Source organism: Brevundimonas sp., from assembly GCF_027484365.1.
Lineage (GTDB): Bacteria > Pseudomonadota > Alphaproteobacteria > Caulobacterales > Caulobacteraceae > Brevundimonas.
The window spans coordinates 40,069-57,791 of the sequence record NZ_JAIXTC010000018.1 but is presented as its reverse complement, the minus strand read 5'-3'; the positions used below and the strand labels follow the sequence as shown (position 1 = coordinate 57,791).

The following is a 17,723-nucleotide window of genomic DNA, read 5'->3' as shown; positions in this document are numbered from 1 at the left end:
ATGGCCTACGATCCCGACTTCGGCGAATGGGTGCGGGAGCATTTCGCGGCTCTCGGGCCGATCGAGATCAAGCGGATGTTCGGCGCGGGGGCTGCCTATGCCCACGGCCTGATCTTCGCCCTGCTCGACGACGGGACAGTCTGGCTGAAGGTCGACGAGCTCAACGCTCCGCTGTTGCAGGCCGCCGGATCGCGCCAGTTCACCTTTCCGACCAAGGACGGGGAGACCATGACCATGGCCTACTGGTCCTTGCCGGAGACTGCCCTCGACGATCCGGAGGAGGCCGTCGGCTGGGCGCGCCAGTCGATCGATGCGGCGCTGCGAAAGGCGGCGGCGAAGAAGCCGCGCAAACCGAAGGTCAAACCGTAGCGGCTGCCCTGGCCGCGCGAGCGACCTCATCCGGCGTCGGGACCCGGACGTTCGGGATGACCGGACCGCCGCGCGCCTCGGCGATCAGTTCGGCGGTGCGGTCCTCGACTACGGCTTCGAGGCGCTCAAGGAACGCCTCCTTGTCCAGCCCGGTCGGGATCGGATCAAGGAACTCGAGCGTCGCCGTCCCTGGATGCTTCTCATAGGCTTCCTGCGGCCAGAACAGGCCGAGGTTGGAGGCCAGGGGCACGACCGGCATGTCGAAGTCGCGATACATGTGCCAGACCCCCGAGCGGTAGCGGAACTTCTCGCCGACCCTGGCCAGATTGCCCTCGGGGTAGATCAGGATCTTCCGGCCCTCGGCGTGTGCGGTGGCCCCGCTCTGCTTGAGCGAATCGCGCGCTTCTCGGCCGCCGCAGTTGTTGACGACGATGGCCCCGAGCTTGCGCAACACCGTGCCCAGCAGCGGGAATTTTTCCAGGTGGTCGCCCGTGACGAAGGCAAGGTCGTCGAACTGGTCATAGGTGGCGAAACCGTCGCCCCAGCTCTGGTGTTTGGAAGCGATGATGAAGGCGCCGGTCGGCAGGCGCTCCCGTCCGTGCACCTCGATCCGGATACCGGCCAGGATCCGCATGGCCTGAACCATGCGCTTCACATAGCGGCGGATGACCCAGGCGGTCGCGTTACGGCCAGGCGCGAGCGCGGCAAAGGCGGCTGTCAGCCCATAGGTGATCGACAGAAACCAGTAGGCGACATTGAACGCAAAACTTCGCATCTGGTCAGCCTAGCAGAGTGGGTTGTCGTGCCACCAGATTGGCGACCTGCCTTGACCGGTTTGATCAGGCCGCTTCTTCGAGGCGTTCGCCGTTGGTGACCTTGTTCCGGCCGGTGCGCTTCGAGGCGTAGAGGGCCTCGTCGGCGCGGTCCAGCAAGGACGATCCACTCTCTCCGGGGCGGCGCTGGGCGAGGCCGGCGGAAATGGTCACGGCACCGAGTTCGTCGTTGGTCGAGCGGCGGCGCAGGGCGCGGGTGCCGATTTCTTCGCGGATGGTGTTGAGCGCGGCCTCGACGACCGGGGCGCTCTCGGACGGGAAGATGATGGCGAACTCCTCGCCGCCGTAGCGGGCGGCAACACGGGGCGCCTTTGAAAGGCGTCCGATCACGCTGGCGACGTATCGCAGGACCTGATCGCCTGTCTGGTGACCCCAGGTGTCGTTGAAGCGCTTGAAATGGTCGATGTCGATCACCGCCAGACTCAGCGTCTGGCGCTTCCGTTCGGCCTCGTCACAGGCGCGGAGCAGTTCCTCGTCGAAGGCCTTCCGGTTCGCAAGGTTCGTCAGCGCGTCCGTCATCGCGTCGCGGCGGACCTGCTCGAGGTGCTCACGCAGGCGAGCCACCTCCTTCGTGGAGTTTTCCAGGCGCTTTTCGAGGGTGGCGTTCTCGGCCTGGACCTGGGTCGTGGCCTTGGTCAGGGTGGAGACGACGCCGAGCAGGGTGCCCGGTTCCGACGCCCCTTCCAGATCGGCGGAGGCGCCGGCCAGGGTCTCGCCATAGGCGGCCTGGGAGCGCTGCGCCTTGGCGATGGCGTCGGAGACGGTCGACAGTTCACGGTTCAGGACGGCGCCGGCGTCCCGGATTTCCTCTGAAAGCCGCCCGCGAGGAAGGTACTCAGCGGCCAGCATCTCGGCCGTGCCTTCGGTGAAGGCATCGCCGACGGCCAGAAGTCGCGTCATCTCCTGGCCCAGCGCGCCGTCGGGGTCGCCCAGATAGTGGATCCAGAGTTCGAAATTGAGCGGTGTCGGCCACACGCCGGCACGCTCCATTTCCTCGACCGCCTTGCGGGCGAGGCCGAAGGCTTCCGGCCCCCGAAGCGTGGTCTGGACCTGTGTGGACATTCTGTTTTCCCGACCGGCGTTTTTCAGGAGACGCTCTACTGGCCGAAGCCTAGGTCGGCGTTCCGTAACACCGGGTTAAGCGGGGCCTAAAGATCGGAAAAACGGACGCCGAATTCAGCTCCGACGCGTCGTCGGGCGACGGAGAAACGCGGGGATGTCTCCCCCGAAGCCGGCGCCTTCGCGCGCCGGCGGCGCGTCGCGTTCGGTCCGGCCGCCGGGACGGCGATCAGCCTGGCGCAGGCGGGGTTCGGCGGCGGGTTTCGCGACGTCGTCCGTCACGACGGACGCCGTGACTTCAGGAGTCGGAGCGACTTCGGCCTGAACGGCATCGACAGGCTTGCTCGAGCGGCGGCTGCGGGTGCGACGGGCGGGCTGTGCGGCGTCGCTCTCGGCTGACGGCGCTGCCGGGGCGAGTGCCGGCGCCGACTCGACGACAGTGGTTTCCGGCGCCGGCCGTTCGCTGCGGCTGCGGCCCCGGGCCGGACGGCCTTCGCTGCGCGCTTCCGGCTTGCTGTCCGAGCGGCGGGCGGCGCCCCCCGACCCGGAAATGTTCGACCAGTCGATGTCGAGCACCAGCTCTTCCGGCTGCATCTTGATCAGCTTCATGACCTTGTCGAGCGACTTGTCGTCGGCCGGGGTCACGATCATGAACGCCTGTCCCAGCTTGCCGGCGCGTCCAGTGCGGCCGATGCGGTGCACGTAGTCGTCGGCGTGGTGCGAGACGTCGTAGTTGAAGACGTGGCTCACGTCCGGGATGTCCAGACCACGGGCGGCGACGTCGGACGCCACCAGAATCTTCAACGCGCCGGAGCGGAAGTCCGCGAGGGTCTTCATTCGCAGCGACTGGTCGAGGTCCCCGTGGATCGGCGCGGCGTCGAAGCCATGCTGTTTCAGCGACTTGGCGACGACATCGACCTCGGACTTCCGGTTACAGAAGACGATGCCGTTCCGGACGTCGGCCCGCTCCATCAGGGCGCGCAGAGCGGCGCGTTTGGCCTTGGGATCGGAGGTGGGGATACGGACCAGGTACTGTGTGATGGTCTCGGCCGTCATGGCCGGGCGCGAGGCCTCGATCCGGGTCGGATCCTTGAGGAAGGCCTGGGTCAGACGGGTGATCTCCGGCGGCATGGTGGCCGAGAAGAACAAGGTCTGGCGCCTGGGCGGCGTCAGTTTGAAGATGCGCTCGATATCCGGGATGAAGCCCATGTCGAGCATGCGGTCCGCCTCGTCCACGACCATCAGCTCCACGCCCGTCAGCAGCATCTTGCCGCGCTCGAACAGGTCGAGCAGACGGCCGGGCGTGGCGATCAGGACATCGACGCCCTTGTTCAGGGCCGCGACCTGGTCGCCCATGGAGACGCCGCCGATCAGTAGAACCCAGGAGAGTTTGGTGCCCTTGGCGTATTTCTCGAAACTCATCGCAACCTGGTCGGCCAGCTCGCGGGTCGGGGCCAGGACCAGGGCACGAGGCATGCGGGCCCGGGCGCGGCCCTTGGACAGGCGTTCAATGAGGGGGAGGGTGAAGGCGGCGGTCTTGCCCGTGCCGGTCTGGGCGATGCCGAGCACGTCGCGGCCGGCGAGGGCGACGGGAATGGCCTGGGCCTGGATCGGGGTGGCGGTCGTATAGCCGGTGTCGATCACGGCTTGCAGGGTCGTGGGCGAGAGGCCCAGCTGGGAGAATTCGGTCATGCGTCCTTAGGACTATGGCCCGGTCGCCAGGGGCGCCGGGTTGGGACTGTTCGACCGATGCGAGACGGATCGATCGAGGAGGGCCGCGCCATCGGTGGCGAGGCGGGGAATACGCGGAACCACCCTGTCTCTTGGGCGAGCGGGTGGCGCGGTAAGCCAGTCCTGTCCCGAACGTTGGCCGGATATAGAAGCCCCTTCACCAGAGTCAAGTATTCGCGGGCCGCGGCGGCGCTTGGCAATCCGTGAACGAACGTTAATATTGACCTCGGGGATTGGGATGCCGCGTGAGGTCAGGGCATGAGAAAATGGATCGGCGCGGTCGCGCTGGCGGCTGCCGTCGCGGCCCCGATGACGGCCTCGGCTGAAATCGACGAAACCTTCGGAAACACGGTTCTGTCCCGCTATCCGGACGGCGGCTGGGTCAAGCACTGGTTCGATCGCGACGGCAGCTATTCTGCTGAATTCTCCGATGGGAGGCGGCTGGCGGCCCGCTGGAGGGTGGAGGGGGAACGGGTCTGCCTGAACGGCATTCGCCCGGCCTTCATGATGATCTCGCGCTTCTGCTCGCCGATGATCCAGGCTGATGTGGGAGAGACCTGGGTGTCGCGCGATCCGCTGGGACGCCGGGTGACGAACGTCCTTCAGCGGGGCCGCTAGTTATCACCCGGGCGATATTGACGCGACAATAACATCCGGGTAAATCCGGGTCGTCGAGGCCGTGCCCGACAAGGTCGGGGACAAGAGACGATGCAACAGGATCTGACGCAGGGGTCGATCACCGGCAAGCTGGTGGGGATGGCGGGGTTCATCGGCATCGGACTGGTCTTCCAGACCCTGTATTTTATCGTCGACCTGTATTTCGTCGCCGGTCTCGGCGCGGCGGCGATCGCCGGCGTGGGACTGGCGGGGAACGCCTTCTTCCTTTCGCTGGCGCTCGCGCAGATGGTCGGGGTGGGCGCCCTGTCGCTGATCGCCCGGTCGATCGGCGCGAAGGATTTCGGGGCCGCCGAGGGCGTCTATCGCCAGGCCATGATCCTGTCGCTCGGGCTGGGCGCGATGACCCTGGTGGTCGGCTATCTGGCCGCCGAACCGGCCCTGTCCCTGATCGCGGCGGACGCGGAAACGACGGCGATGGGCAGGGCTTATCTGTTCGGTTTCCTGCCGGCCCTGGCCCTGAGCTTCCCGACCAACGCCATGGGCTCGGCGCTGCGGGCGGCGGGCGTGGCGCGGCCGACGATGCTGCTGCAGTCGGGCACGGTCGTGCTGAACGCCGTCCTCGCGCCGGTGCTGATCGCGGGCTGGGGCACGGGCCTTCCGCTGGGCGTGTTCGGCGCCGGCCTGGCCAGCTCCATCGCGGCGGGGGTCGGATTCCTCGGCATGCTGTTCGTGTTCGGCCGGTCCCAGACCCTGATCGCCCATCCGCTGAAACTGCCGAAGCCGGACTGGAGTGTCTGCCGCCGGATCGTGGGCATCGGCCTGCCGGCCGCGGGCGAGTTCCTGCTGATGTTCGTGATCACCGCCGTCGTCTATGGCGTCATCCGCCAGTTCGGCAGCGAGGCCCAGGCCGGTTACGGCGTCGGTGCGCGGGTCATGCAGTCGATCTTCCTGCCGGCCATGGCCGTGTCTTTCGCGGTCGCACCGGTGGCGGGCCAGAATTTCGGCGCCGGGCGAGCGGATCGGGTGCGGCGTACTGTAAGAGACGCGGCGATCCTGTCATCGGGGCTGATGCTGGTCCTGACTCTGCTGTGTCAGGTCTGGCCGCATGCGATGATCGCCGTCTTTGCCCGTGATCCGGCGGTGATCGAGGTCGGGGCGATGTTCCTCAGGATCGCCTCGATCAACTTCCTCGCCACCGGCCTGATATTCACGGCCTCCGGGACCTTCCAGGCCCTGGGCGACACACGACCCGCCCTGTGGGGCAGCGTCTCGCGGCTGGTGACCTTCGCGGTTCCGGCGATCTGGCTGTCCGGCCAGCCCTGGGCGCGGCTGGAGCACATCTGGTGGCTGTCCGCGACCTCCGTGGCGATCCACTGTCTAGTGGCGCTATGGTTCCTGCGTCAGCAACTGAGACTCAAACTGGCGGGGATGGTTCCGGCAGCCGCCTAGACGTCGAGGTCCGCCTGGGCGAACTGCGCATTGTCCTGGATGAAGCGGAAGCGGGCGTCGGCCTTCTTGCCCATCAGCCGTTCGACCAGGTCCTCGATGTCGTCCTCTGACCCAGGGACGGTGACACGGGCGAGGGTCCGCTTCTTCGGATCCATCGTGGTCTCCTTGAGCTGGGAGGCCATCATCTCGCCGAGACCCTTGAACCGGCCGATCTCGGTCTTCTTGCCCTTGAACACGGTGGCGATGAGCTCGTCGCGGTGGGCGTCGTCGCGGGCGTACTCCGACAGGGGCCCGGCGCTGATCCGGTACAGCGGGGGCAGGGCCATGAACAGCCGTCCCTGCCGGATCACCTCGGGCATGGAGCGATAGAAGAAGGTGATCAGGAGCGCCGCTATATGGGCGCCGTCGACGTCGGCGTCGGTCATGATCACGATCCGCTCGTAGCGGAGCGTGTCGATGTCGAAACGCGGCCCCGGGGTGACCCCGAGCGCCAGGGTCAGGTCCGAGAGCTCGATATTCTGGCGCAGCTTGTCGGCGGTAGCCGAGGCGACGTTCAGGATCTTGCCGCGCAGGGGCAGGATGGCCTGGGTCTGACGGTCGCGGGCCTGTTTGGCCGAGCCGCCGGCCGAGTCGCCCTCGACGATGAAAAGCTCGGTGCCGTTGGCGGACTGGCGGCTGCAGTCCGAGAGCTTGCCGGGCAGGCGCAGCTTGCGGGTGGCCTGGGCGCGCTGGACCTCCTTGTCCTTGCGGCGACGCAGCCGGTCCTCGGCGCGTTCGATGATGAAGCCGAGCAGGGTGTTGGCCTGACGCGGGTTTTCGGTCAGCCAGTGGTCGATCGGGTCGCGCAGCAGGGCCTCGACCAGCCGCTGGCCCTCGGGCGAGGACAGGCGGTCTTTGGTCTGGCCCTGGAATTCGGGATTACGGATGAAGACGCTGATCAGGGCGCCGGCGTTGGCGGTGACGTCCTCGGCCGTGATCTGGACCGCGCGCTTCTCGCTGGTCAGTTCGCCGTAGGCCTTGAGGCCCTTCACGAGCGCGGCGCGGAAGCCGGCCTCGTGGGTGCCGCCGTCGGGCGTCGAGACGGTGTTGCAATAGGACTGGACGAAGCCGTCAGCCTCTCCGAAGCCGATGGGGGACCATGTCACGGCCCATTCCACCGCCCCGGCCTCACCCTTGCGCTCGACACGGCCGGAGAAGGTCGGGGTCACGGTTTCCAGCTCGCCGATCCGTTCGGACAGGGCGTCGGCCAGGCCGTTGGGGAAGTGGAAGGTCGCCGTCTCCGGCGTGGCGTCGGTGATCCGCTCCGGAGAGCAGGTCCATTTGATTTCCACGCCGCGGAACAGATAGGCCTTGGACCGGGCCATGCGGAACAGGCGGGCGGGCTTGAACGCCGCCCCGACGCCGAAGATCTCCGCATCCGGATGGAAGCGGATCAGGGTGCCCTTCTTCTTCGACGGCTGGAGCTGCTGGATCGGGCCGAGCGGGACGCCGCGGCTGAAGGACTGTTTCCACTCGAAGCCGTCGCGCCAGACGGTGACGTCCAGAACGTCCGACAGGGCGTTGACGACCGAGACGCCGACGCCGTGCAAACCGCCTGACGTTTCATAGGCTTTCCCGGAGAACTTGCCGCCGGAGTGGAGGACGGTCATGACCACCTCCAGCGCCGACTTGCCCGGATGTTTGGGGTGCGGATCGACCGGGATGCCGCGGCCGTCGTCGCGAACCGACAGGATGCCGTCAGCGTCGAGGTCGACGGTGATCAGTTTCGCATGTTTGGCGACGGCCTCGTCCATCGCGTTGTCGAGGACTTCGGCGAACAGGTGGTGCAGGGCGCGCTCGTCGGTGCCGCCGATATACATGCCGGGGCGTTTGCGGACGGGCTCGAGGCCTTCCAGCACCTCGATCGACGAGGCGGAATAGCTGCCGGCAACATTTGGCTGGACCGACTGGGTGGGCGCGGCGGCCCGAGGTTTCAGGGCCGGCTCGGGCGCGGGTGTGGGTTCCGCGGCCGCCGGTTTCGGCGCCTCGGGTATGTCATCGAACAGGGATGGGGCGGTGGACGCGGGCATGGGCGGAGTGTGCGGCGATTCGGGGAGCCGTCTGGTAGGCCCCTGACCTCGGCGTAGCAAGCGGCGCGCGGACCGGATCGGGCTCGAAGGCCAGCGCCCGCGCCAGAATGGCCAGCAGCAGGGTCCAGGGCAGGTTGGCGTGGCTGAGGAGCACGCTCTCCGAGAGGCTCAGCAGGAGGAAGACCAGCAGGTAGCCCACGGCCCAGTAGCCCTCGCGCGCACCGGAGCCCGGGATGCGGAAGACCGTGACGACCGTGGCGAGGGCGACGGTGATCCCGACCGTGATCGCGCCGGGCCAGCCGAGCTGGATCAGAAGGTCGATCCAGCCGTTGTGGGCCGACGGCACAGGCCACTGGGTCTCGGCGCGGATGAAGGCGGCCGGGACCGAATCCTTGCCCCAGAAGGCCTGATAGCCGAAGCCGGTCCAGGGGCGTTCGGCGACCTCGCGCATCAGGGCCTCCCAGATGTCGGTCCGGCCGGTCAGGGACGGGTCCTTGCCGAGGGCCTTCAGCACCATGGCCGGGTCCGTGATGAAGACATAGGCCGCGCCCGCCGTGAGGACGACGCCGAACCACAGGGCGACGATGGAAAAGGCCGCTCCGCCGCGCTTCATGGCCCAGAGCCCCCCGACCGCGCCGACGCCGAGCATCAGGCAGAGGAGGGAGGTCTTGGACTGGGTGGCGAGCACCAGCACCGCGCAGACGGCCAGGGTGAGGGCGGGCAGCCGTCGTCGCCGGTCATCCGAGGCGAGACAGGCAGCGGCGGCCACGGCGCCGGCCGACATGACCAGGCCCATCTGGTTCTTCTCGTACCACAGGCCCCGCCACAGGCCCGCGTTCTCCAGCTGGTGCACGCCGATGGTCGGGTTGACGAAGACCATGACGAGACTGCCCAGCCCCATGATCAGCGAGGCCAGCATCAGCATGCGGGGCAGGTGGCGGCCGGTGAAGGCGACGCCGAGGTAGATCGCGAAGGCGCTGGAGATGGCCATGGCGATGACCCGCCTCTGGGTCACGCCGGGATCGATGGACCACCATTTCGAGGCGAAGGCCTGGAGCACCAGCACTGCGAGGATCAGCCAGGCCGGCCAGGCTCGGATCAGCACCGCCGGACGCAGGGCGATCAGGCCGGCGATGATCGCATAGACCGGCAGCCAGACCAGACGCAGGATCGGCGTCTCTTCCTGGGTCGGGGCGAATACCGGGCCGATGAAGGCCTGGGTCAGCATCATGATCACGACGATGGCCGCCGCCTGTTCCCACAGGGGCGGACCGGGATCGATCAGGTCAGGGGATTCGCCGGACGGTCGCACGACCCGCAGGGTCGGCGATCGCCGCTAACGAACCGTTAGCCTCACCAGCGTGCGAGCAGGGCGTCCAGCCGGGCGACGGCCGCCGGATCGCCGGCCCGCGTCCCGCGCAACTCCCGCGCCTCCGCCAGCAGTTCGTCGCCGCATTTCAGTTCGTCCATGCGGGCGTTGATCGCGCGATCCTGTTCGGAGTTGTCGCCGCCGAACTCGCCACCGAGGAAGTCACAGCGGACCCCGCGCCACAGGACGGCTTCGAGGGGGTCTGAGGGCTGGACGTTCACCGCGAGATACCGGTCCTGTTCGGCCGCCCAGGCCGATTCGGCAGCGGTCTGGACAGCCGGGGCCGGGGCGGCAGGCTCGGCGGGGGGCACCGGTTCGGCGACGGGTTTGCAGGCCGCGAGGGCGAGGGTGATCAGACCGGCGGCAAAAAGACGGGACATGGTTGAGCCCTCCCCAGGGTGTTGAAAATGCACTGTGATCGGAAAAACAGGGCCGCGAAAGGGGCGTGCTGGACGAAATCCGGCGGGCGCGGCAGGCTCGCGCTGAAACGGGAGGGATGCCGGATGACCAGCCTGACGCGCCGACGCGACGGACGCCCTGCCCGGGTCGGGTTCGTCGAGCTGTTTTTCGACCTGGTGTTCGTGTTCGCGGTCACCCAGATCTCCCACACCCTGCTGGCGCATCTGACGCCTCTGGGCGCGCTGCAGGCGGCGATGATGGCGGCGGCTGTGTGGTGGGCGTGGATCTACACCAGCTGGGTGACCAACTGGCTGGACCCGGAGCGCGCGGCGGTGCGGATCGCCCTGTTCGCCGTGATGGGGGCAGGGCTCCTGCTGTCGACGTCCCTGCCCGAAGCGTTCGGCGCCAAGGGGCTGTGGTTCGCCCTGGCCTTCGTCTCGATCCAGGTCGGACGCAGCCTGTTCATGCTATGGGCCGTGCGTAAAGACCCGGTGCTGAGCCGGAACTTCCTGCGCATCCTGTGCTGGTCGTCGCTGTCCGGCCTGTTCTGGATCGCGGGCGGGCTCGTGGAGGGACAGACGCGGCTCTGGCTCTGGCTGGCGGCCCTGGCCATCGAATATGTCTCGCCGGCCCTGTCGTTCCGCGTGCCCGGTCTCGGCAAGGCTGTCACTGCCGACTGGACGGTCGAGGGCGGCCATATCGCGGAACGGGTCGGGCTGTTCGTCATCATCTGTCTGGGCGAATCGATCCTCGTCACCGGTGCGACCTTCGCCGACCTGACCTGGACGTCCGAGGTGGTGGCCGCGGCTGTGGTCGCCTTTGTCGGCACCCTGGCGATGTGGTGGCTGTATTTCAGCGCCTCGCACGAGGCGGCGTCCGAGGTCATTGCGAACGCTGATGATCCCGGCAAGCTCGCCCGCCGCGCCTACACCTATTGCCCGATCCTGATCGTGGCCGGGATCATCGTCACCGCGGTCGGCGACGAGCTGGCCCTGATGCATCCGACCGGGCCTGTCGCGATCGAGACCGCCGCCGTGCTGATCGGCGGGCCGCTGCTGTTCATGATCGGCGGCCTGCTGGCCCAACTGGCGGTGTTCGAGCGCTGGGCCATGCCGAGGGTCATCGGTGTCGTGGCGCTGGCGGGGCTGTGGTTCGTCGTGCCGATGACGACGCCGCTGGGGCTGGCCGCACTGACGACCGCGGTGATGGTGGCGGTGGCAGCGTGGGAAACGCTGGTTGTCAGAACCAGGCCGATCGCTCACCCCTGAGCCTTATTCGTGCCGTGCGCGGTCCTGGGCACCGTGATAGATGCGGGTCACGTAGACGATCGCCTCAAGCCGCTCGTATTCAATCACATAGCCATAAAGGCCGAAGCGCACATATTGCTCTCTACGTTCACCCTCGACGGCTGGGCCAGCCTCCGGAAAAGCCCGCAATACATCGAGGGCCTCGATTATCGCCAGCGTTGCGCTTCGACCGGCGGCAGGGGATCGACGCTTCAACCAATCGATCTGGTCGAGAAAGTCTCGCTGCGCCTGACGCGTCAGCTTAACCCTCATTCGGGACCGAACGTCTTCTCTATAAGAGCCATGAACTCCGGACGGACCTCATCCCAGTCGCGTGCGCCTTCGAAGTCAGCGGGCGTCGTGCGCTCCCTTCTCGGATCACCATTTGTCCAGGTGAAGTCGTCGTGGTCGAAGAACTGCTGATCCAGCAGTGTGGTGGCCAACTCCTGCGGAGAAACGCCCAAGGCTTTGGCTTTCTCCACGATCTTCGCGGAGAGGTATTCATCGAACGTCAGGTTCAGAGCGCCATCAGCCATGCCACAAGATAACGCAGTTTCGCGCTGCTATCCATCGTGGCCAGATCGCCGCCACTGCCTCGGTTCGGGCCACAACGAACTCCGGTAGCGCCGGATCGCGCAGACCTTGTTGGTAACGATCATCATGGAGGCTGACCACCGTCACCGGTCGGTCGCCGAATTGGTCTGCCGTGATGTCCACGATCAGATCCTCGCACTGAACCCAGGCGTGGCTGCGCCAGATCTCTCCGTCGAAGAAGCCGACTGGATCGTCTGGGTGGTCGGGAGATGGAACGCCCGACACCCAGTCGGCGGCAAACCCCGCGTCGATCAGGGCGCGCTGAAGAAACAGGCTGGATCGACCACAGGTGTTCTCGGACGCGATGGACGGCATCTCGCCGCCCCGTACCAGATGCCACTCGCGCCAGACCGGTTCGAGGAAGGCGCGGACATCAGTGGCGATCGCGAGGATGGCCTCGCGGCTCACTCCGCCTTCTCCACGAAGGTGTCGATGACCTTCTTCTCGCCGGCCTTCTCGAACTCGACGGTCAGCTTGTTGCCCTCGATGACGCGGACGGAGCCGTAGCCAAATTTCTGGTGGAAGACGCGCTGGCCCTTCAAGAAGCCGGAGCCGGTCTTCGGGTCGGCGGTGGCGACGAGGCGGCCTTCGCCCTCGATGATCGTGTTGCGGGCAGGCCGGGCCCCGGGCGCTCGGGATGCCGTCACGGCCTGGGCGCGCTGCCAGCCGGGTGAGGTGTAGCCGGCGCCGAAGGTGGGCGCGTCGTCCCAGCGGGACCTGGCCTCCTTCATTCCGGCCGAGGCGCCGTAGTAGCCGGTGTCGCTCTCGGCCTCGACGTGAGCGATGGGCAGTTCGTCGACGAAGCGGCTGGGCAGTTGCGAGGTCCAGCGGCCATAGACCAGCCGGTTGGCGGCGAACGAGATGCGGGCGTCCTGTTTGGCGCGGGTGACGCCGACATAGGCGAGGCGGCGTTCCTCCTCGAGACCCTTCTCGCCCTTCTCGTCGATGCTGCGCTGGGACGGGAAGACGCCTTCCTCCCAGCCGGGCAGGAAGACCAGAGGGAACTCCAGCCCCTTGGCGCCGTGCAGGGTCATGATCTGGACGGCATCGGAGGAGGGGCCGCGATCCAGGTCCATGACCAGCGAGACGTGTTCGAGATAGGCGCCGAGCGTCTCGAACGACTGCATCGCCTGGGTCAGTTCCTTGAGGTTGTCGAGGCGGGTCGGGCCGGTGACGCGGTCGGCCTTCTGCATGTCGGTATAGCCGCTCTCCTCCAGCACGGTTTCGGTCAGCAGCCAGTGGCGGGTGTCGGACGCCAGCGCCCGCCAGCGGTCGAGATCGCGCACGAAGGTCGACAGGGCGGTGCGGGTCCGGGCCTGGAGCTCGTCCGAGCCGATCAGGTCGCGCACGGCGGTCATGGCCGAGACGCCGGTGTGGCGGGCGATCTGGAGGATCTTCTGGACCGAGGTTTCGCCGATTCCCCGCTTGGGCACATTGACGATCCGCTCGAAGGCCAGGTCGTCGTCCTCGGACTGGATCAGGCGCAGATAGGCATGGGCGTCGCGGATCTCGGCGCGCTCGAAGAAGCGCGGCCCGCCGATGACCGTGTAGGGGATGGCGAGGAGGACGAAACGCTCCTCGAAGGCCCGCATCTGAAACGACGCGCGAACAAGGACGGCCATATCCTTGTATTTTATACCACCTCGTTTCGCCGTCTCGATCTCGTCAGCGATCAACCGGCTTTCGGCCTCGCCGTCCCAGACCCCGCGCACGCGGACCTTGTCTCCGGTCTGGTCCTCGGTCCACAGGGTCTTGCCGAGCCGGTCGCGGTTGGCGGCGATCAGGCCCGAAGCCGCTCCGAGGATGTGGCTGGTCGAGCGGTAGTTGCGCTCCAGCTTGACGATCTTGGCGCCCGGAAAATCCTTTTCAAACCGAAGGATATTGTCGACTTCTGCACCGCGCCATCCATAGATGGACTGATCGTCGTCGCCGACGCAGCAGACGTTGCCGGTCGAGGACGTCAGCAGTCGCAGCCACAGGTACTGGGCGACATTCGTGTCCTGGTACTCGTCGACGAGAATGTATCGAAAACGTTTCCGATATTCCTCTGCGATATCAGTGTGTCTGGACAGGATTGTGAGGTTGTGCAGCAGCAGATCGCCGAAGTCGCAGGCGTTCAGCGTGGCCAGCCGCGACTGGTAGGCGGCGTACAGGCTCTGGCCCTTGCCGTTGGCGAAGTCCTCGCCGGGCGGCAGCTTCTCCGGCGTCCAGCCGCGGTTCTTCCAGTGGTCGATCAGACCGGCCAGCGACTTCGGCGTCCAGCGCTTGGTGTCGATGTTGGCGGCCTCGAGTAGCTGCTTCAGCAGCCGCTCCTGATCGTCGGTGTCGAGGATGGTGAAGGTCGACTTCAACCCCACCAGTTCGGCGTGGCGACGCAGGATCTGGGCGGCGACCGAGTGGAAGGTGCCGAGCCAGCGCAGTCCCTCGGCGGACGGGCCGATCAGATGGGTGATCCGCTCGCGCATCTCGCGCGCGGCCTTGTTGGTGAAGGTGACGACCAGCAGTTCCCACGGCCGCGCGCGCCCGGTGGCGAGGATATGGGCCAGCCGGGTGGTCAGGACGCGGGTCTTGCCCGTGCCTGCGCCGGCGAGGACCAGAACCGGGCCCTCAGTCGTTTCGACGGCCTCTCGCTGTTCGGGGTTCAGGCCGCCCAGATAGTCCGGCGTGTCATGCGCCACGCCCCCGGGACCGCGCGAACGGGCGAGATCGGAAATGCGGGGAGCAGGCACAGAGTCGGTCAAACGGGCAGTCTCGAAGGCGGGCGGGATTCGGAGAACATAATGAGCACATGAGGCAAAGTCAGTCCCCCGTCCGCGCCCCTGCCGCCCGTCGAGCCGCCGACCCTGCCGGCGCCGGGCCCGGCCCCTTCGAACTGACCATAGAAAACGCCCGCCGGATGGCTCTGGCGGGCGTTCTTCTTTTCGCGGTGTCCTAGCGCAGCTGGTAGGTCACCGTCGCCACGACGCGGACGCGCTTGTCCAGTGAGGTGGATTCGTTGTCGACATCCTCGCGGGCCAGGATCTCGAACGAGCCCTGGGTCGCCTGTTTGATCGGGCCCAGCGGCGCGCCGGAATCCTTGGCGAACTGTTCGGCGCCCGAGCGGGCCGAGGCGGTGGCCTCCGCGATCATTGCCGGCCGTACGTCGTTCAGCTTGGTGAAGACATAGGTCGGGGCCGTGAAGTCCAGCAGGACGCCCTGGCGAACCAGGTCGTTCAAGGCGCGCTCGGTCTGGGCGACGCGGGCCACGTCCGTGGTGCGGACGGTGACCGTCTGGGCGACAATGTAGCGGGGCGTGCCCGGCGACGGGGCGTAGCTCTGGGACTGGGTGTCGGTGACCTCGAGCCGGCCGATGGTGACGATGTCTTCGCCATAGCCCTGCGAGGTCAGGAAGGCGCGGACCTTTGTCAGGTCAGCGTCGATCTGGCCCTGGACGCCGGGCAGTTCCTCGCCGGCGACGGTGAAGCGCAGCGACAGGATGGCCAGGTCGGCGGTGACGTTGCGCTCCGCGACGCCGCGCACCGTCACCTGACGGTTGCCGGTGTTGGCATTGACCACGCCCCCGCCGACGGCGATCCCTGCCCCGATGAGGCCGATGGCGATGAGGCCGCCGATGATGGCGGGTGGAACGAGATTGCGGTCGATCTGCACGGCGGTTACCCCTTGATGAGGAGCCCACCCTGCGCCTGAATATCAGGGTTCGACAATGATCGTTTCTGACGCTGCGTAAGCCAGCGCCAGAAGGCGGCAGGCCGAGGCGAGCGGGCGGCGACCGCGCGTCTCGTCGACCCAGGTCAGGAAGCCGGCGTGGCTGAGCCCGCGCGAGTCCGCCATCCGGTCCAGCACGGCCCAGAACTCGGGCTCCAGCGCCACGGAGGTCGCGTGGCCTGCGAGGACGACGGAGCGTTTCTTCAGCACAGGATCTCCGGCGGAACGGCTTTAAGAGGATGGTCAGTTGCGATAGGATACCTGACTTCGCGAAGGATGTTTTCGATGACGATGGACGCCGCCGTCTACCCCGACGATTTCCAGATTCTGAAGCCGCAACGGATTCGGCCGCTCACAGCGTTTCGCGCCTTCCGCAAGCTGATCCGGAACAAGGAGGACACCGCCCAGGTGTTCGAGATCATGCGGGCCCTGGCCGGCCGGTCGGGCGCCCGGGGCTACAGCCGGCTGCTGAAGACGGTCGAGGGCGGGCGTCAGGCCTTCCTGCGCGACGAACTGGCGCTGAAACTGGATGATCCGGTCTGGCTGGCGCAGTTCGGGCCGGGCACGGTCGGTGCGGAGTACAGGGCGTTCCGCGAAGCGCGAGGCTTCACCGCCGACGGCCTCGCTGAGACTGCGCGCGAAGTGGCGCCCGAGATCGACGCCCCGCATCCGGTCGTCTGGTACTCGCGCCGTCTGCGCGACGTGCACGACATCTGGCATGTGCTGACGGGCTACGGCACCGACGCCCTGGGCGAAGCCTGCGTGGTCAGTTTCTCCTATGCCCAGACCCATAATCTCGGCTTCGGTTTCATCGGCTATGGCGCGGCGCGCGAGATCCAGCGCGAGAAGCGGTCGGTGCCCGCACGACGGGCTGTGCTGCAGGCCTGGGCGAACGGACGTCGGGCGAAATGGCTGCCGGGGCTGGATTATGAGGCCCTGTTCGCAGAGCCGCTGGAGACGGCGCGGGCGCGGCTGGGCATTCGACCGGCGACAGTCTACGCCGACGTGCCCGAGGCGGATCGGGCGGCGCTGAAGCTCCGCGCCTGATATAAGCGTCACTTGTCAGCAGTCTTCGGGATCGGTGTTGCGCCGGCCCCTAGGCTGGCGCATCCAGCGGCATCCCGACTCCCGCCTTCCGTGAGCCTGCCTTGACCTTTTCCGCGCTGCGCCGGCCCTCTGCCGGCGTTCTGGCCATCGCCGGCGTCGCGCTCTGCGCGATCATCTGGGGCACGACCTGGTACGCCATCACCTGGCAGCTGGGCACGGTCGATCCGGTCGCCTCCCTGACCTGGCGGTTCGGACTGGCGGCCCTGGTCCTGTTCGTGGGCTGCGCCGCGACCCGGCGCTCGCTCAGGCTCGATCGCGGCCAGCATCTGGCGGCCCTGGGGCAGGGGGCCTTCGTGTTCGCGATCAGCTACACCTTCACCTATGCCGCCGAGGGCCATGTGACCTCGGCCATCGTCGCCGTGGTGTTCGCCGGTCTGGCCTTCCTCAACCTTGTGCTGTTCCGCCTAGTGGTGGGTCAGAAGGCGTCGCGCGAGGCGTGGATCGGCGCGACGCTCGGCATCATCGGAGTCGCCGTGCTCTCGGGCGGAGAGGCCATGCGGGCCGGGTTCGATGCGCGCGCCCTGACCGGCATCGGACTGGCGATTCTGGCCGTGACCAGTTCGGCCGTCGGCAATTACTTCTCGTGGAAAGGGCAGGAGCTCGGCTCGGCGATCTTGCCGCAGACGGCCTGGGCCATGGGCTACGGGACGGTCATGCTGGTCCTGCACGGCCTGGTCACCCGTGCCGAGTTCACCATTGACCCGTCTCCCGGCTACCTGATCTCGCTGGTCTATCTCGCGGTCCTTGGATCGGTCGTGGCCTTCGTCGTCTATTTCGCCGTGGCGCGGGCGCGGGGCTATGCCCTGGCCAGCTATATCTCCGCCCTGACGCCGCCGATCGCGATGCTGGTGTCGGTCGTGTTCGAGGATGCGCGCTTCGGCTGGTCGGCCCTGGCGGGACTGCTGCTGGTGCTGGCCGGGCAGGCCCTGCTGATCCGGGCGCCGAAGGTCAGCTAGCGGAACCAGCCGCGCGTCTTCGGCTTCGCTTCGGTCATCGCGATCTTCTTCGTTGCGCGTTCCGCCTTGTCCCGCTCGCGGCGCTCGCGCATGGCCCGGGCCTGCAGGATTGCGATCAGGGCGATGAGACTGTGGCGGGGCCGGGATGATGGCGTCGGGGTGTCGGTCGCGCCCATGGT

Annotated in this window: 19 protein-coding genes; 6 read left to right on the top strand and 13 right to left on the bottom strand. The window is 67.3% G+C overall.

What is annotated here, in order from left to right; translation table 11 throughout:
- Entirely contained in the window at positions 1-369 is a 369-nt protein-coding gene (locus Q0044_RS08340; protein ID WP_298161431.1) for a TfoX/Sxy family protein, read from the top strand.
- On the opposite strand, the gene Q0044_RS08335 is transcribed toward Q0044_RS08340, so the two are convergent.
- The 3 genes from Q0044_RS08335 to Q0044_RS08325 all read right to left on the bottom strand — a co-directional run bounded on the left by Q0044_RS08335 (position 359) and on the right by Q0044_RS08325 (position 3,953).
- Positions 359-1,144 carry a lysophospholipid acyltransferase family protein gene (locus tag Q0044_RS08335; protein ID WP_298161430.1) on the bottom strand — a complete coding sequence of 262 codons (786 nt, stop codon included), beginning with the start codon at positions 1,142-1,144 and terminating at the stop codon, positions 359-361. The two genes, Q0044_RS08340 and Q0044_RS08335, sit on opposite strands and share 11 nt — an antisense overlap.
- Before the next feature lie 64 nt (positions 1,145-1,208).
- Positions 1,209-2,264 (bottom strand): GGDEF domain-containing protein, encoded by a 1,056-nt coding sequence (locus Q0044_RS08330; RefSeq protein WP_298161428.1) that lies wholly within the window; start codon positions 2,262-2,264, stop codon positions 1,209-1,211.
- A 114-nt stretch (positions 2,265-2,378) separates the two neighbouring features.
- A complete protein-coding gene (locus Q0044_RS08325) occupies positions 2,379-3,953 on the bottom strand; it encodes a DEAD/DEAH box helicase (protein WP_298161427.1) in 1,575 nt (524 codons plus the stop codon).
- Between the two features lie 297 nt (positions 3,954-4,250).
- Between Q0044_RS08325 and Q0044_RS08320 the strand changes: the two genes are divergently transcribed.
- A complete protein-coding gene (locus Q0044_RS08320; protein ID WP_298161426.1) occupies positions 4,251-4,610 on the top strand; it encodes a hypothetical protein in 360 nt (119 codons plus the stop codon).
- 90 nt (positions 4,611-4,700) lie between these two features.
- Positions 4,701-6,059 carry an MATE family efflux transporter gene (locus tag Q0044_RS08315; protein ID WP_298161425.1) on the top strand — a complete coding sequence of 453 codons (1,359 nt, stop codon included), beginning with the start codon at positions 4,701-4,703 and terminating at the stop codon, positions 6,057-6,059.
- On the opposite strand, the gene Q0044_RS08310 is transcribed toward Q0044_RS08315, so the two are convergent.
- From Q0044_RS08310 to Q0044_RS08300, 3 genes are read right to left on the bottom strand one after another with little or no spacing between them, the layout of a single operon-like run.
- Positions 6,056-8,128 (bottom strand): DNA topoisomerase IV subunit B, encoded by a 2,073-nt coding sequence (locus Q0044_RS08310; RefSeq protein ID WP_298161424.1) that lies wholly within the window; start codon positions 8,126-8,128, stop codon positions 6,056-6,058. The two genes, Q0044_RS08315 and Q0044_RS08310, sit on opposite strands and share 4 nt — an antisense overlap.
- The gene (locus Q0044_RS08305; RefSeq protein WP_298161423.1) at positions 8,094-9,440 is read right to left on the bottom strand and encodes an O-antigen ligase family protein; all 1,347 of its coding nucleotides are present in this window, start codon (positions 9,438-9,440) and stop codon (positions 8,094-8,096) included. The genes Q0044_RS08310 and Q0044_RS08305 overlap by 35 nt, the downstream gene beginning before the upstream one ends.
- A gap of 41 nt (positions 9,441-9,481) precedes the next feature.
- Entirely contained in the window at positions 9,482-9,877 is a 396-nt protein-coding gene (locus tag Q0044_RS08300) for a hypothetical protein (RefSeq protein ID WP_298161421.1), read from the bottom strand.
- 123 nt (positions 9,878-10,000) lie between these two features.
- On the opposite strand from Q0044_RS08300, the gene Q0044_RS08295 reads away from it, so the two are divergent.
- On the top strand, positions 10,001-11,164 hold the full coding sequence (locus Q0044_RS08295) for a low temperature requirement protein A (protein WP_298161420.1): 1,164 nt from the start codon (positions 10,001-10,003) through the stop codon (positions 11,162-11,164).
- 3 nt (positions 11,165-11,167) lie between these two features.
- Here Q0044_RS08295 and Q0044_RS08290 read toward each other — a convergent pair whose 3' ends face one another.
- The 6 genes from Q0044_RS08290 to Q0044_RS08265 all read right to left on the bottom strand — a co-directional run bounded on the left by Q0044_RS08290 (position 11,168) and on the right by Q0044_RS08265 (position 15,691).
- Positions 11,168-11,455 carry a type II toxin-antitoxin system RelE/ParE family toxin gene (locus Q0044_RS08290; protein ID WP_298161419.1) on the bottom strand — a complete coding sequence of 96 codons (288 nt, stop codon included), beginning with the start codon at positions 11,453-11,455 and terminating at the stop codon, positions 11,168-11,170.
- Entirely contained in the window at positions 11,452-11,718 is a 267-nt protein-coding gene (locus Q0044_RS08285; RefSeq protein WP_298161418.1) for a hypothetical protein, read from the bottom strand. The genes Q0044_RS08290 and Q0044_RS08285 overlap by 4 nt, the downstream gene beginning before the upstream one ends.
- Complete coding sequence (locus Q0044_RS08280; protein WP_298161417.1) at positions 11,711-12,184, bottom strand: lasso peptide biosynthesis protein; 474 nt, start codon at positions 12,182-12,184, stop codon at positions 11,711-11,713. The genes Q0044_RS08285 and Q0044_RS08280 overlap by 8 nt, the downstream gene beginning before the upstream one ends.
- Entirely contained in the window at positions 12,181-14,544 is a 2,364-nt protein-coding gene (locus tag Q0044_RS08275; RefSeq protein WP_298161697.1) for a UvrD-helicase domain-containing protein, read from the bottom strand. Before Q0044_RS08275 ends, Q0044_RS08280 begins: the two co-directional genes overlap by 4 nt.
- A 163-nt stretch (positions 14,545-14,707) precedes the next feature.
- Positions 14,708-15,424: an SIMPL domain-containing protein gene (locus tag Q0044_RS08270; RefSeq protein ID WP_298161416.1), complete on the bottom strand. Its 717-nt coding sequence runs from the start codon at positions 15,422-15,424 to the stop codon at positions 14,708-14,710.
- A 42-nt stretch (positions 15,425-15,466) separates the two neighbouring features.
- Positions 15,467-15,691: a ribbon-helix-helix domain-containing protein gene (locus Q0044_RS08265; protein ID WP_298161415.1), complete on the bottom strand. Its 225-nt coding sequence runs from the start codon at positions 15,689-15,691 to the stop codon at positions 15,467-15,469.
- Positions 15,692-15,766: 75 nt separating this feature from the next.
- Here Q0044_RS08265 and Q0044_RS08260 point away from each other — a divergent pair, with 75 nt between their 5' ends.
- Together Q0044_RS08260 and Q0044_RS08255 are read left to right on the top strand one after the other, a co-directional pair.
- A complete protein-coding gene (locus Q0044_RS08260; protein WP_298161414.1) occupies positions 15,767-16,528 on the top strand; it encodes a Coq4 family protein in 762 nt (253 codons plus the stop codon).
- A gap of 101 nt (positions 16,529-16,629) precedes the next feature.
- Positions 16,630-17,544, top strand: a complete 915-nt coding sequence (locus Q0044_RS08255; protein WP_298161412.1) for a DMT family transporter — start codon at positions 16,630-16,632, stop codon at positions 17,542-17,544.
- Here the strand turns inward: Q0044_RS08255 and Q0044_RS08250 are convergent.
- The gene (locus Q0044_RS08250; protein ID WP_298161411.1) at positions 17,541-17,720 is read right to left on the bottom strand and encodes a hypothetical protein; all 180 of its coding nucleotides are present in this window, start codon (positions 17,718-17,720) and stop codon (positions 17,541-17,543) included. The genes Q0044_RS08255 and Q0044_RS08250 overlap by 4 nt on opposite strands.
- Positions 17,721-17,723: the final 3 nt, after the last annotated feature.

Bases quoted from the DNA above. Each gene is read 5' to 3' on its own strand.
- Q0044_RS08325 (WP_298161427.1), bottom strand. From the start codon at position 3,953: ATGACCGAATTCTCCCAGCTGGGCCTCTCGCCCACGACCCTGCAAGCC.
- Q0044_RS08260 (WP_298161414.1), top strand. From the start codon at position 15,767: ATGACGATGGACGCCGCCGTCTACCCCGACGATTTCCAGATTCTGAAG.
- Q0044_RS08250 (WP_298161411.1), bottom strand. From the start codon at position 17,720: ATGGGCGCGACCGACACCCCGACGCCATCATCCCGGCCCCGCCACAGT.
- Q0044_RS08320 (WP_298161426.1), top strand. From the start codon at position 4,251: ATGAGAAAATGGATCGGCGCGGTCGCGCTGGCGGCTGCCGTCGCGGCC.
- Q0044_RS08310 (WP_298161424.1), bottom strand. From the start codon at position 8,128: ATGCCCGCGTCCACCGCCCCATCCCTGTTCGATGACATACCCGAGGCG.
- Q0044_RS08315 (WP_298161425.1), top strand. From the start codon at position 4,701: ATGCAACAGGATCTGACGCAGGGGTCGATCACCGGCAAGCTGGTGGGG.
- Q0044_RS08330 (WP_298161428.1), bottom strand. From the start codon at position 2,264: ATGTCCACACAGGTCCAGACCACGCTTCGGGGGCCGGAAGCCTTCGGC.
- Q0044_RS08335 (WP_298161430.1), bottom strand. From the start codon at position 1,144: ATGCGAAGTTTTGCGTTCAATGTCGCCTACTGGTTTCTGTCGATCACC.
- Q0044_RS08340 (WP_298161431.1), top strand. From the start codon at position 1: ATGGCCTACGATCCCGACTTCGGCGAATGGGTGCGGGAGCATTTCGCG.
- Q0044_RS08285 (WP_298161418.1), bottom strand. From the start codon at position 11,718: ATGGCTGATGGCGCTCTGAACCTGACGTTCGATGAATACCTCTCCGCG.
- Q0044_RS08300 (WP_298161421.1), bottom strand. From the start codon at position 9,877: ATGTCCCGTCTTTTTGCCGCCGGTCTGATCACCCTCGCCCTCGCGGCC.
- Q0044_RS08295 (WP_298161420.1), top strand. From the start codon at position 10,001: ATGACCAGCCTGACGCGCCGACGCGACGGACGCCCTGCCCGGGTCGGG.
- Q0044_RS08290 (WP_298161419.1), bottom strand. From the start codon at position 11,455: ATGAGGGTTAAGCTGACGCGTCAGGCGCAGCGAGACTTTCTCGACCAG.